The organism is Falsiroseomonas sp. HW251, from assembly GCF_050563545.1.
GTDB lineage: Bacteria > Pseudomonadota > Alphaproteobacteria > Acetobacterales > Acetobacteraceae > Falsiroseomonas.
In genome coordinates, this window is record NZ_JBNXUM010000018.1 from 20851 (window position 1) to 32952 (window position 12102).

Annotated in this window: 13 protein-coding genes; 12 read left to right on the plus strand and 1 reads right to left on the minus strand. The window is 72.5% G+C overall.

All coding sequences use genetic code 11. The features are described from left to right. The first annotated feature begins 4 nt into the window (after positions 1–4). The 7 genes from ACLF3M_RS20955 (at position 5) to ACLF3M_RS20985 (ending at position 5621) form a co-directional block, all read left to right on the plus strand. The gene (locus ACLF3M_RS20955; RefSeq protein ID WP_430658925.1) at positions 5–1426 is read left to right on the plus strand and encodes a LutB/LldF family L-lactate oxidation iron-sulfur protein; all 1422 of its coding nucleotides are present in this window, start codon (positions 5–7) and stop codon (positions 1424–1426) included. Continuing rightward, entirely contained in the window at positions 1423–2187 is a 765-nt protein-coding gene (locus ACLF3M_RS20960) for a LutC/YkgG family protein (protein WP_430658926.1), read from the plus strand. The genes ACLF3M_RS20955 and ACLF3M_RS20960 overlap by 4 nt, the downstream gene beginning before the upstream one ends. A 13-nt stretch (positions 2188–2200) precedes the next feature. Next, entirely contained in the window at positions 2201–2743 is a 543-nt protein-coding gene (locus ACLF3M_RS20965) for a Smr/MutS family protein (RefSeq protein WP_430658927.1), read from the plus strand. Positions 2744–2864: 121 nt separating this feature from the next. Then, entirely contained in the window at positions 2865–3260 is a 396-nt protein-coding gene (locus ACLF3M_RS20970; RefSeq protein WP_430658928.1) for a helix-turn-helix domain-containing protein, read from the plus strand. A 146-nt stretch (positions 3261–3406) separates the two neighbouring features. Next, positions 3407–4243 carry an EamA family transporter gene (locus ACLF3M_RS20975; RefSeq protein ID WP_430658929.1) on the plus strand — a complete coding sequence of 279 codons (837 nt, stop codon included), beginning with the start codon at positions 3407–3409 and terminating at the stop codon, positions 4241–4243. Positions 4244–4254: 11 nt separating this feature from the next. Continuing rightward, positions 4255–5316 (plus strand): NAD/NADP octopine/nopaline dehydrogenase family protein, encoded by a 1062-nt coding sequence (locus tag ACLF3M_RS20980; RefSeq protein WP_430658930.1) that lies wholly within the window; start codon positions 4255–4257, stop codon positions 5314–5316. Positions 5317–5327: 11 nt separating this feature from the next. Then, positions 5328–5621: a hypothetical protein gene (locus ACLF3M_RS20985; protein ID WP_430658931.1), complete on the plus strand. Its 294-nt coding sequence runs from the start codon at positions 5328–5330 to the stop codon at positions 5619–5621. A 224-nt stretch (positions 5622–5845) separates the two neighbouring features. Here the strand turns inward: ACLF3M_RS20985 and ACLF3M_RS20990 are convergent, their stop codons facing one another. Beyond that, entirely contained in the window at positions 5846–6826 is a 981-nt protein-coding gene (locus ACLF3M_RS20990; RefSeq protein WP_430658932.1) for a Bug family tripartite tricarboxylate transporter substrate binding protein, read from the minus strand. Positions 6827–6954: 128 nt separating this feature from the next. On the opposite strand from ACLF3M_RS20990, the gene ACLF3M_RS20995 reads away from it, so the two are divergent. The 5 genes from ACLF3M_RS20995 to ACLF3M_RS21015 all read left to right on the plus strand — a co-directional run bounded on the left by ACLF3M_RS20995 (position 6955) and on the right by ACLF3M_RS21015 (position 12088). Continuing rightward, entirely contained in the window at positions 6955–7917 is a 963-nt protein-coding gene (locus ACLF3M_RS20995) for a lysophospholipid acyltransferase family protein (protein WP_430658933.1), read from the plus strand. Between the two features lie 153 nt (positions 7918–8070). Continuing rightward, complete coding sequence (gene miaB, locus ACLF3M_RS21000) at positions 8071–9468, plus strand: tRNA (N6-isopentenyl adenosine(37)-C2)-methylthiotransferase MiaB (protein WP_430658934.1); 1398 nt, start codon at positions 8071–8073, stop codon at positions 9466–9468. Beyond that, a complete protein-coding gene (locus ACLF3M_RS21005) occupies positions 9465–10550 on the plus strand; it encodes a PhoH family protein (protein ID WP_430658935.1) in 1086 nt (361 codons plus the stop codon). The genes miaB and ACLF3M_RS21005 overlap by 4 nt, the downstream gene beginning before the upstream one ends. A gap of 94 nt (positions 10551–10644) precedes the next feature. Next, entirely contained in the window at positions 10645–11046 is a 402-nt protein-coding gene (ybeY, locus tag ACLF3M_RS21010; RefSeq protein ID WP_430658936.1) for an rRNA maturation RNase YbeY, read from the plus strand. A 112-nt stretch (positions 11047–11158) separates the two neighbouring features. After that, positions 11159–12088, plus strand: a complete 930-nt coding sequence (locus tag ACLF3M_RS21015; protein ID WP_430658937.1) for a hemolysin family protein — start codon at positions 11159–11161, stop codon at positions 12086–12088. Positions 12089–12102 lie beyond the last annotated feature (14 nt).

Here is a 12102-nt window from a genome sequence, read left to right on the forward strand (position 1 = left end):
CGCGATGGTCCAGGTCACCTCCCCCGCCTTCAAGCGCAACGCCGCGCAGGCGCTGGCCGATCCCGGGCTGCAGAAGGCGCTCGGCAAGGCGAAGGGCGCCTTCCTGCAGCGCCGCGCAATCGCCGTGCAGGCGCTGCCGGAATTCGAGCGCCTGCGCGACATCGGCCGCGACATCAAGAACCACACGCTCGCCAACCTCGACCATTACCTCGAGGTCTATGCCGCGAACGTCGAGAAGGCCGGCGGCAAGGTGCATTGGTGCAGCACCGCGGAAGAGGCGCGCGCGGCCGTGCTGCGGATCTGCCGCGACGCCGGTGCGAAGACCGTGACCAAGGGCAAGTCCATGATCTCCGAGGAGATCGGGGTCAACGACCACCTGGCCGCGCACGGCATCACGCCGGTCGAGACCGACCTCGGGGAGTACATCATCCAGCTGCGGGAGGAACACCCGAGCCACATCATCGCGCCCGCCTTCCACCTGAACCGCGAGGACTGGGAAGCGGATTTCCGCCGCGCACACACCGACCTCGATCCCAACCGCGTCTTCCACGAACGCCGCGACATCCTGACCGAGGCGCGCACCAGGCTGCGCCAGAAGTTCCTCGCCGCCGATGTCGGCATCACCGGCGCGAACTTCCTGATCGCGGAGACGGGCTCCTCGGTGATCGTCACCAACGAGGGCAACGGCGACCTCACCCAGACGCTGCCGCGCGTGCACATCGCGCTCGCAAGCATCGAGAAGATGGTGCCGACGCTCGAGGACGCGACGAGCCTGCTGCGCCTGCTCGCGCGCAGCGCGACGGGGCAGGATTTCTCGGTCTACACGACCTTCTCGACCGGCGTGCGGCGCGAAGGCGACCTCGACGGGCCCGAGGAATACCACGTCGTCCTGATCGACAATGGCCGGTCCAACATGATCGGAACCGAGTTCCAGGAGATGCTGCGCTGCATCCGCTGCGCGGCCTGCATGAACCACTGCCCGGTCTATGGCGCGGTGGGCGGGCATGCCTATGGCTGGGTTTATCCCGGCCCGATGGGCAGCGTGCTGACACCCTCGCTCGTCGGCGTCGAGAAGACCGGGCACCTGCCGAACGCGTCCACCTTCTGCGGGAAGTGCGAGAGCGTCTGCCCCGTGAAGATCCCGCTGCCCAAGCTGATGCGGCACTGGCGCGAGCGCGAGTTCGAGCGGCATCTCACGCCGGCGGCGATCCGCAGCAACCTCGCGCTCTGGGCGTGGTTCGCGAAGCGGCCGGCGCTGTATCGCGCGGCGACGCGGATGGGCGTCGGCGCGCTGTCGCTGCTGGCGCGCGGGCGCGGCGCGTTCCGCTCGATGCCTTTTGCGGGAGGCTGGACCCAGGGCCGCGACCTGCCGGCGCCCGAGCCCGGCGGCACCTTCATGGCGCGCTACAAGGCGCAGAAGCGATGAGCAGGGACGCCATCCTCGGCGGCATCCGCCGCGGCCTGAAGCGCGGGCCGCTCCCGGCCGACCAGGCGGCGATGCTGGACGGACGGCTCGCCACCCATCCGCGCCACCTGATCCCCGCGCGGTCGCGCGTGCCGCGGCCGGAGCAGATCGCGCTCTTCATCCGCAACGTCGAGAAGGAATTCGGCACCGTCCACCGCATCCCTGACATCGGGTCGGTGCCGGAGGCGGTGGCGGAATACCTGGCCGCGCAGAACCTGCCCGCGCGCCTGGTTGTCGCGCCGCATCCCGAATTCGACGCCATCGACTGGTCGCAGCGCCCGATGATCGAGCGCGAGGCAAGGCGCGCGCGCGACGGCGACCAGGTGTCGCTGCAGCATGCCTGGGCGGGCGTCGCGGAAACGGGGACGCTCTTCTTCCCCTCCGACCCCGTGCGCCCGGCGACGCTGAACCTGCTGCCGGACACCGAGATCGTGGTGCTGCGCGCCAGCGCGATCGTCGGCGCCTATGAGGAAGCCTGGGACCGGCTGCGGGTGGAGCGGCGCGACCCGCTGACCGGCGGATGGATGCCGCGCAACCTCATGCTGGTCACGGGCCCGTCGCGTTCGGCCGACATCGAGCAGACGCTGGAACTCGGCGCGCATGGCCCGCGGCGCCTGCATGTCCTGCTGGTCGAGGACGAGCCCGCGCCCCGCGAGAGCACACCCGCCGAGGCGCGGGCCGAGGCCGTCGCCCGCCCGGGCGAGACCGCCACGGGCGAGTGAGACACGGCTTGCGATGCCACCGCGACGGAAGGCGCTGACGCGCGCGGATCTCTCGCTGTGGCACGCCTTCACGGCGGATATCGTGCCCCTGTTCGGCCGTTCCCGGCCCGAGGCGCCGCCGGGCGATCCCGCGCCAGAGGCGATCGCGCCGACGCCGCTGCCGAAGGCCGCGCCCACCGCGCCGCAGCGCGCCGTCTCGCCCGAGCTCCGCATCGGCGAGCAGCCCGGCGGGCTCGACCGCAAGCGCTGGAAGGCGCTGCGCAAGGGCGACGCGGCGGGCGAGCGGACGCTCGACCTGCACGGACGGCGGGTGAACGACGCGCATGCGGCGCTGCGCGCTTTCCTGCATGATGCGGCGCTGGACGGGGTCCGCACCGTCACGGTCGTCACCGGCAAGGGCCCGCAGCCCGAGGGAGGGATCCTGAAGCGAGAGCTGCCGCACTGGCTGAACGCGCCGGATCTGCGCCCGCTGGTGCTGGGTGCGGCCCATCCGCATCCCACCAACACGGGCGCGGTGAACATCCTGCTGCGCAAGCGCGGCAGAGGTCGGCCATGAAGCGGAGCTGGCCGCCGAAGGCGGCCCGCGCACGGCGCGCGACGACGACCAGCGCGACAGCGCGTCGGCGCGAAAGGCAAGGCCGCGGATGCGGCCGCCCGCCGCTCGAGGGCATCGAACGATGACGCCCTTCGGCGCCCGCTTGCGCGCGCTGCGACGCGCGCGTGGCGTGACGCTGAAGGAAATGGCGACGCATCTGCAGGTGTCGTCGGCCTATCTGTCGGCGCTGGAGCACGGGCATCGCGGCCGGCCCTCGGCAGGACTGGTCCACCAGGTCAACGAATTCTTCGGGCTGATCTGGGACGAAGCGGAGGAGCTCGCGGAGCTCGCTCGGCTGTCGCATCCGCGGATTAGCGTGGATACCGCGGGGCTGACGCCGGAAGCAACCGCGCTGGCGAACCGCCTCGCGGATTCCATCCGCAAGCTCAGCCCGCAGACGGTCGCCGCGATGCACGCGCTGCTGGACCGGGAGGCACCGACGGAGAAGCCGCGGTTGCGGCGCGCCGCGGGGCGGTAGCGCGATCGGTACCCCCACCCCGACCCTCCCCCGCTTGCGGGGGAGGGTGCCGAGCGGAGCGAGGCGGGTGGGGGTTCGTGCTGTCTCCACCTTCGCAACACCCCCGCATTGCGCTTCCATGACACTTTCGTGTCAGGGATTCCCTTGTGTCCGCCCAGGTCATGCTGCTCGTCCTGCTCGGCGCGGCGCTGCACGCGACGTGGAACGCGCTGGTCAAGTCGGGCGCGGACAAGCTGCTGGACACCGGGCTGGTCGTCGCGGGATCGGCGCTCATCGCCGCGGTCGCGCTGCCCTTCCTGCCGCAGCCGGCGCCCGCGAGCTGGCCCTTCATCCTGGCCTCGGGCGTCATCCACCTCGGCTACTTCTCGCTCGTCGCGGCCGCCTATCGCGCAGGGGACCTGAGCCTGGCCTATCCCCTGATGCGCGGCACGCCGCCGCTGGTCGTCGCACTCGTCGCCGCGGCGCTGCTGGACGAGGCGCTGCGGCCGCTCGGCTGGGTCGGCGTCGCGCTGGTGTCCTCGGGCATCCTGGCCATGGCGGTCCGCCGCGGCGCGCGGGCGCATGCCGCACCCATCGCCTTCGCGCTGACCAACGCCGTGGTGATCGCGACCTACACGCTGGTGGACGGGATCGGCGCGCGACGATCGGACGCGCCCGTCGCCTACACGCTCTGGGCCTTCGTCGCGACGGCGGCGTTCTTCCTGCCCTTCGTCGCCTGGCGTCGGCCGCGCGCGCTGGCGCCGCACCTGGTCAGGCGCTGGCGCATCGGTCTCGGTGCCGGCGGCTGCACGCTGGGGTCCTATGCGCTCGCGCTCTGGGCCATGACGCAGGCGCCGATCGCGGCCGTCGCGGCGCTGCGCGAGACCTCCATCCTGTTCGGCGTCGCGATCGCCGCGGCTATCCTGCGCGAACGCCCGACGCCCGCGCGCCTTGCCGGCGCGGCGCTGATCGGCGCGGGCGCGATCGCGCTGCGCCTGGCCTGAGGAGAACCACGATGCGGCTCGCGGTGCTGGGGGCGGGGGCGATCGGCCCGGCGGCGGCGGTGCTGGCGGTCTCGCGCGGGCATTCCGCGATACTGTGGTCGCCCTCCGGCGCCGGCATCGCGGGCCTGAACGGGACGCTGCGCGCCGAGGGCGTGATCGCCGGCGACTTCCACCTGGACGCAACCACCGACCTGGCCGAGGCCTTCGACGGTGCCGATGCCGCGCTGCTCGCCGTGCCGGCCTATGCCTATGCGGCCGTTCTCCCGCGCATCGCCGCGGCGCTGCCGCCCGACCTTCCCGTCCTGGTCGCGCCGGCAGCCTCCCTCGCACCCGTCGTGCTGGACGCGCTCGTCGCGCGCCGCGGCATGCCCGACCGCGCGCCGGTCGGCGCTCTCGCGACCACGCCCGGCGGGGCGCGGCGCCTCGGCCCCGATCGCGTGCGGGTCGCGATGCTGCGCAAGGCCGTCGAGGTCGCTTCCGTGCCCGCCTCCGCCGCGCCGCGCCTTGCCGCGCTCGCGACCGACCTCTTCGGCTTCGACGCGCCGCTCTCGCCGGACGCGCTGCATGTCTCGCTGCTGAACGCGAACCCGATCGCGCATGCCGTGCTCGTGCTGACCAACGTCACGCGCATCGAACGCGCCGAGGAGTGGGCGCAATACGCCGCCATGACACCCTTCGCCTGCAACCTGATGCTGGCGCTGGAGAAGGAACGCGACGCACTCGCCGCCGCCTATGGCCACAAGCTCGAAAGCATCGCGATCGTGCTCGCGCGCGCCAATCCCGTGGCACCGGGCCCGCTCGCGGCCATGACCGCCGCGATCGCGGCGAAGCGGCCGGAAGTGCTGGGCCCCAGGACCACCGACACGCGCTACGTGACGGAGGACGTGCCCTTCGGCCTCGCCTACTACCTCGCCATCGCGGCGGCCAAGGGTATCGCGATGCCGGCCACGGATGGCATGGTGCGGATGCTCGAACTGCTCTGGGGCCGCGACCTCCGCGCCAACCCGATGCTCGACGAGATCGACCTGGCCGACCTGCCGCGCCTGCTGCGCGACGGCGTGGGCCGCCGGTGAAGGACGCGACGATGACCCTGCCCGCACGACGGACGCTGATCGGCGCGGCGCTGCTGCTGGCGGCCTGCCAGAGCCAGCCTGCGCGCCTGCCGACCGGCACCGCCCTGCCGCCGCCGCGCGACGCCGCCGCGTTCGAGCCCGCGCCCACGCCGAACTCGCAGGTCGAGACCACGCCCGAGCGCCGCGCCCGCGCCCTGCAGACACAGCCCACCCCGGGGCCAGGCCGCTTCCCGGGCTTCGGCACGCCATCCTCGATCGGCTCCGACCAGGAACTGGCGCCGATCCCCGCCAACAGGATGAGGTAGGCGCTGATCGACTTCGGGAGGGACGCTGTCCCTCCCGAACCCTCCCTGCCAGGGGCCGATGGGCCCCTGGACCGCAATCAATTTTTCAACGCCGAAGGCGGGAGGGGGCCGAAGTGCCCCCTCCCGCCTTCGGCGTTAAACTCATGGGTTCAAAGGGCCCGCTGGCCCTTTGCGGGTGGGGTACGGGGCGGGCAGCGCCCTCCCCGGGCAGCCAGCGCCAACCCTCACTCCAGTTGGATGTTCAGCGGCGCCGCGACGCGGGTCCAGCGGTCGAGGTCCTCGCGCAGCAGCGTGCCGAAGGCCTCGGCGCCGGCGCCATTGGCGGTGGAGCCGAGCGCGGGCAGGCGCGAGGTGACGAGCTCGCTCTGCAGGGCTCTGGCGAATTCCGCGTTCCAGCGCGCGACGATCGGTGCCGGCAGGCCCTTGGGCCCGGCCAGGCCGGTCCAGATCGAGGCTTCGAAGCCGGGCAGCCCGCCTTCGATCATCGTGGGCACGTCGGGGGTGGGCGGGAAGCGCTCGCGCGACGTCACGCCGATCACCTTCATCTGTGCGCCCGACACCGCCATGACGGAGGCGACGGAGATGAACATCAGCCCGATCCGCCCCGCCGCCAGGTCGTTGAAGGCGGCCGCGGCGCCGCGATAGGGAACGTGCTCCACCTTCAGCCGCTCGCGCGCTTTCAGCTCCTCCATGATGAGGTGGGTGTTGGTGCCGATGCCGGTGGAGCCGTAGGGGATCGGGTCCCGCGCGTCGCGGCAGTAGGCCAACAGTTCCTGCAGGTCCCGCGGCGGCAGGGACGGCGCGGTGACCAGCGCCACCGGGCTGTCGCTGAGGTGGATGATGGGCGTGAAGTCGGCGACGGGGTCATAGGTCAGGCGTCGCCCGATCGCCTTCGCGATGGTGGTCTGCCCCGCGGTCGTCAGCAGCAGTGTCAGCCCGTCCGGCGTGGCACGGGCGACCTCCTGTGCTCCGATGATGCCGCCGGCGCCGGCGCGGTTCTCGACCACGACATTCTGCCCGACCTGCTGGGAGACCTGCTGGGCGAACAGGCGCCCCAGCACGTCCTGGCTGCCGCCCGGCGCGAAGGGGACGATCAGGCGGACGGGGCGGTCGGGTGCCCAGGGCCCCTGGGCTCGGGCACCGCGGGGCATGACCGCGGGCGCGGCCAGCGTGGCCGCCAGCAGGGTCCGGCGGGGCAGGGTCATGGCGAAGCTCTTCCTCGTTCCCGGCCAGCCTGCCCCGTCCCGCCGCCCCGCCGCAACGCGCGCCGCGGCGAGGCTGCCCTGCAACGCTCCCGCGACTTTCACCGGACCGTCGCTTCCCCTTCATTGCCATGACGCGATGGCAGGCGCACATGGCGCGCATGGAAGCCGCCCGCCTGACGACCCCGGAGGCGCTGCGCCCGCCGCGGCGGCGCCGCAAGGTCATCAGCTTCTCGCAATCCGACCCGGACACGATCTGGGGCGACGTGCTGGGCTTCCGGCCGCTCGGCGGGCGCATCCGCGCGGCGCGGCGGATCGCGACGATCGCGGCCTGGACGCTTATCGCCCTGCCGGTCCAGGCGCTGCTCGTCGTGCTGCCGGGCAAGGCGCATGTGGCTTTCGGCAAGTTCTACTGGCGGGCCGCGGCCTGGCTCATGGGGCTGCGCATCCAGGTCGTGGGCGCGCCGGCGGCGGGGCGGTCCGTGCTCTTCGTGTCCAACCATTCCTCCTGGCTCGACATCGTGGCGCTGGGCGCGGCGCTCGACGCCTGCTTCGTCGCCAAGCGCGAGGTCGGGGAATGGCCGGTCGTCAGCTGGATCGCCAGGCTCGGCCGCACCGTCTTCGTCAGCCGCAGCCGCACCCGGACGAAGGGCGAGGCGGGGCTGATCCGCGAACGCCTCGGCCAGGGCGACAGCATCGTCCTGTTCCCCGAAGGCACGACCAGCGACGGCAGCCGCGTCATGGCCTTCCGCAGCGCCTTCCTCTCGGTCGCCGACCATGCGCGGGTGGTGCAGCCGGTCTCGCTGGTGTTCGACCGGCTGGGCGGGTTGCCGGCCTGCCGGCGCGACCGGCCGCTCTTCGCCTGGTATGGCGACATGGAGCTCGGCAGCCATTTCTGGCGCCTGGCGCGGCGACACAAGACGCGGGCGACGATCGTGCTGCACGCCCCGCTCGACCCCGCGGCGTGGCAGGACCGCAAGGCGCTGACCGCCGCCTGCTTCGAGGTGGTGAACGAGGGCTGCGCGACCCTTCGGCAGAACCGGCCTCCCCAGCCCCTGTCGCCGTCGCGCCACACTGTTGCGGATCACGCTTGACCCGGCGCGGCGCGGCGTCCCACCTTCGAACCGTGCCGATTCGCATCGTGCCGATGCGCCCCGGGCGCGGCGCTTGACCGCGGCGCAGGGCCTGCGCATCTCCCCGCCTTCACCCCGCCGGACCGCCGGCGGGGCGGCGGAGCCCTGATCCCGATGACCGATAATGCTGCGCCCAAGCGTCTCTTCGTGAAGACCTGGGGCTGCCAGATGAACGTGTACGACAGCGCCCGGATGGCCGATGTCCTGGCGCCGCTGGGCTATGCGCCGACGCAGACTCCCGAGGACGCCGACATGGTGATCCTCAACACCTGCCATATCCGGGAAAAGGCGAGCGAGAAGCTGTTCTCCGAGCTCGGCCGCCTGCGCGCCGCGAAGGAGGCGACGGGCGGGCGCATGGTGCTGGCCGTCGCGGGCTGCGTGGCCCAGGCCGAGGGCGCGGAGATCACCGCGCGGGCGCCCTACGTGGACATCGTCCTCGGCCCGCAGAGCTACCACCGCCTGCCCGAGATGGTGGCGCGCGCGACGCGCGCCGCCGGCCAGGTCATCGAGACCGACTTCCCCGCCGAGGACAAGTTCGACCACCTGCCGGAGGTCAGCGCCCCGCAGGGCCCGATCGCCTTCCTGACCATCCAGGAGGGCTGCGACAAGTTCTGTTCCTTCTGCGTGGTCCCGTATACGCGGGGCTCCGAATACTCCCGCCCCGCCGCGGCGGTGATCGCGGAGGCCGGGCGCCTGGTCGCGCAGGGTGCGCGCGAGATCGCGCTGCTCGGGCAGAACGTGAACGCGTATCACGGGGAAGGCCCGGACGGCGCGAGCTGGGGCCTCGGCCGCCTGCTGCGCGAGATCGCGGGCATCGAGGGCCTGGCGCGGCTGCGCTACACGACCTCCCACCCCCGCGACATGGATGACGACCTCATCGCCGCGCATGGCGAGATCCCGGCGCTCATGCCGTTCCTGCACCTGCCCGTGCAGTCCGGTTCGGACCGCGTGCTGAAGGCGATGAACCGCGGCCACACCGCTTCCGACTTCCTGCGGATCGTGGAACGCCTGCGCGGCGTGCGCCCCGACCTCGCGCTGTCCTCCGACTTCATCGCCGGCCACCCCGGCGAGACCGAGGACGACCACCAGGCGACCCTGCACCTCATCGAGCGCGTCGGCTTCGCCCAGGCCTTCTCGTTCAAGTACTCGCCACGTCCTGGAACCCCTGCCGCCGGCGCCCCACTTCAGGTGACGGAGGCCGAGAAGGACCGGCGCCTGCAGGAGATCCAGGAACTGCTCCGCCAGCAGCAGCACGCGTTCAACCGCTCGCGCCTCGGGCTTCGCTTCGACGTTCTGTTCACCGGGCCCGGCCGGCATCCCGGCCAGGCCGCCGGGCGTTCGCCCTGGTTGCAGCCGGTGCACGCCGCGACAGGGACGCAAAGTCCCGCTGCCCTCGCCGGTCAGGTCCTGGCCTGCGAGGTCGTTTCCGCCCACCCCAACTCCCTCGCCGTCCGCATCCTCGATGGCAAGCGTTCCGGAGATCCACCCGAACAGGAGAAAGCCGCGGCTTGAGCACCACCGCCCTCGCGTTTCGCCAAGGCGAGGCCCGCGCCCCGCGCGTGCCCGCCGATCTTCCGGCCAGCCGGTCCGTCACGCTGAACTTCGACGACAACCAGCTGCTGCCGCTCCTCTACGGGGAGCATGACCGGAACCTCGCCCGCATCGAGATGCGGCTCGGGGTCAGGATCTCCAGCCGGGGCAACCGGCTGACGATCACCGGGGCGCCGGAACGGACCGAGGTGGCGGAGGCCGCGCTGGCAGACCTCTGGCGGCGATTGCAGAAGGGCGAACACGTGGGCACCGCCGAGGTCGAGGCCGCGATGCGCATGGCGGAGGGCGTGCAGGAAGCCGACCCCCGCCTGCCGCTGCAGGACATCCCCGCGATCCGCACCCGCAAGGGCGCGATCGCGCCGCGCAGCCCCGCCCAGGCCGCCTACATCGAGATGCTGGCGCGCGCCGAGATGGTCTTCGGCGTCGGCCCGGCCGGCACCGGCAAGACCTACCTGGCGGTCGCGCAGGGCGTGGCGCTGCTGCAGGCCGGAAGAGTGGACCGGATCGTGCTGTCGCGCCCGGCGGTGGAGGCCGGGGAGCGGCTTGGCTTCCTGCCCGGCGACATGAAGGAGAAGGTGGATCCCTATCTCCGGCCGCTCTACGACGCCCTGCACGACATGATGCCGGCCGAGCAGGTCAAGCGCCGGATGGAGGCCGGCGAGATCGAGGTCGCCCCGCTGGCGTTCATGCGCGGCCGGACGCTGGCGCATTGCTACGCCATCCTGGACGAGGCGCAGAACACCACGCCGGCCCAGATGAAGATGTTCCTGACCCGCATGGGCGAGGGCTCGCGCATGGTCGTCACCGGCGACCCTACCCAGGTTGACCTGCCCCCCGGCCAGGCCTCCGGCCTGCATGAGGCGCTGGCGATCCTGGACGGCGTGGACGGCATCGCGGTCGCGAGATTTGCCGAACGCGATGTGGTAAGGCATCCGCTGGTCGCGAAGATCGTCTCGGCCTATGGACGCGCCGACGCCGCCTCCCGCCCGCGGGAAGGCGGGCGCGGGCGCGCTGGCGTGGAGAAGGATGGAACCGGGAAGTAGACGGCCTGGCCCCAGGGGAACGAACCCTTCGGCCGGGAACCGATCGGGGAACGGGGTCACCGTCCTCCTGGCGAGCAGGGGATGGCGCGCGGCCGTGCCGCGGCCCGAGGCCCTGGTCCGCCGCGCGGCCGCCGCCGCGCTGGAAGAGACCGGCGCGCGGGGCGCCATCACGGTGCTGCTCGCCGACGACGCCGCGGTGAAGCGCCTGAACGGCCGCCACCGCGCCAAGGCCAAGCCGACCAACGTCCTTTCCTTCCCGGCGGAGGCGCCGGGCTACCTGGGCGACGTCGCCGTGGCCCTGGGTGTCGTCCGCCGCGAGGCGCGCGGCGCGGGGCGTCGCACCGCCGATCACCTGGCGCATCTCGTCGCCCATGGCGCGCTGCATCTCGCGGGCTACGATCACCTGGCCGCGGGCGAGGCGCGGCGGATGGAACGCGCGGAGGCGCGGATCATGCGCCGGCTTGGACGCCCCAATCCGTGGCGGGGGGCGACGTGAAGCCGACGGGGTTCTCGGTGCCCGCGCCTCCCTCACCCAACCCTCTCCCCCCTGCGGGTGGAGAGGGCTCGAGCGGCGTTCGCCCTCTCCCCACGCGCGCCGTCATCACGCCATGAGCGGTAACGGCCACAACGGCACCGACCGCGACCGCCGCAACACCTTCTTCTGGCGGCTGCAATCCCTGCTGCGCCGGCGCGAAGCCGAGAGCGTGCGCGACCGCGTCGAGGAACTCCTCGAAGGCCGTCCCGACAACGACGACCCCGCCCGCGGCGAGGCGGACGACACCGGCCTCGACAAGCACGAACGCATCCTGCTCGGCAACGTGCTGCGCCTGCGCGACAAGACGGCCTACGACGTCATGCTGCCGCGCGCCGACATCGTCGCCATGCCGGAGGACCTGACGCTGGAACAGGCCATCCAGCTCATCCAGAAGGAAGGCCACAGCCGCTTCCCCGTCTATCGCGGCAACCTCGACGAGATCGTGGGGATGGTCCACATCAAGGATGTCTTCGCCGCGGTCGGGCGCGACCCCGCCGCCTTCTCGATGAAGGCGATCCTGCGCAAGCCTCTGCTGGTGGTGCCCACCATCCCGGTGCTCGACCTGCTGCTGCAGATGCGCGCGCAGCGCATCCACATGGCGCTGGTCGTCGACGAATACGGCGGCATCGACGGCCTGGTCACCATCGAGGACCTCGTCGAGACCATCGTCGGCGACATCAGCGACGAGCACGACGAGGTCGCGACGCCGACCATCACCGAACGCCCGGATGGGTCGCTCGACCTCGATGCGCGCACGACGGTGGAGGCCTTCGAGCAGCGCCTCGGCACCGTCCTGACGGAGGAGGAACGCGCCGCCGATATCGACACCGTGGGCGGCCTGGTCTTCACGCTGGCAGGCCGCGTGCCGGCGCGCGGGGAGCTCATCAGCCACCCCTCGGGTCTCGAGTTCCGCGTGCTCGACGCCGATCCCCGCCGCATCCGCCGCCTGCGCGTGCGCCGCCCCGGCGCCGCCGGCGAGGCTCCGCGCCAGGCCGCGGAGTAGGGGAGGGCGCCGTC

Bases quoted from the DNA above. Each gene is read 5' to 3' on its own strand.
- ACLF3M_RS21015 (WP_430658937.1), top strand. From the start codon at position 11,159: ATGAGCGGTAACGGCCACAACGGCACCGACCGCGACCGCCGCAACACC.
- ACLF3M_RS20980 (WP_430658930.1), top strand. From the start codon at position 4,255: ATGCGGCTCGCGGTGCTGGGGGCGGGGGCGATCGGCCCGGCGGCGGCG.
- ACLF3M_RS20955 (WP_430658925.1), top strand. From the start codon at position 5: ATGGTCCAGGTCACCTCCCCCGCCTTCAAGCGCAACGCCGCGCAGGCG.
- ACLF3M_RS20970 (WP_430658928.1), top strand. From the start codon at position 2,865: ATGACGCCCTTCGGCGCCCGCTTGCGCGCGCTGCGACGCGCGCGTGGC.
- miaB (WP_430658934.1), top strand. From the start codon at position 8,071: ATGACCGATAATGCTGCGCCCAAGCGTCTCTTCGTGAAGACCTGGGGC.
- ACLF3M_RS20995 (WP_430658933.1), top strand. From the start codon at position 6,955: ATGACGCGATGGCAGGCGCACATGGCGCGCATGGAAGCCGCCCGCCTG.
- ACLF3M_RS20985 (WP_430658931.1), top strand. From the start codon at position 5,328: ATGACCCTGCCCGCACGACGGACGCTGATCGGCGCGGCGCTGCTGCTG.
- ACLF3M_RS20965 (WP_430658927.1), top strand. From the start codon at position 2,201: ATGCCACCGCGACGGAAGGCGCTGACGCGCGCGGATCTCTCGCTGTGG.
- ACLF3M_RS20990 (WP_430658932.1), bottom strand. From the start codon at position 6,826: ATGACCCTGCCCCGCCGGACCCTGCTGGCGGCCACGCTGGCCGCGCCC.
- ACLF3M_RS20960 (WP_430658926.1), top strand. From the start codon at position 1,423: ATGAGCAGGGACGCCATCCTCGGCGGCATCCGCCGCGGCCTGAAGCGC.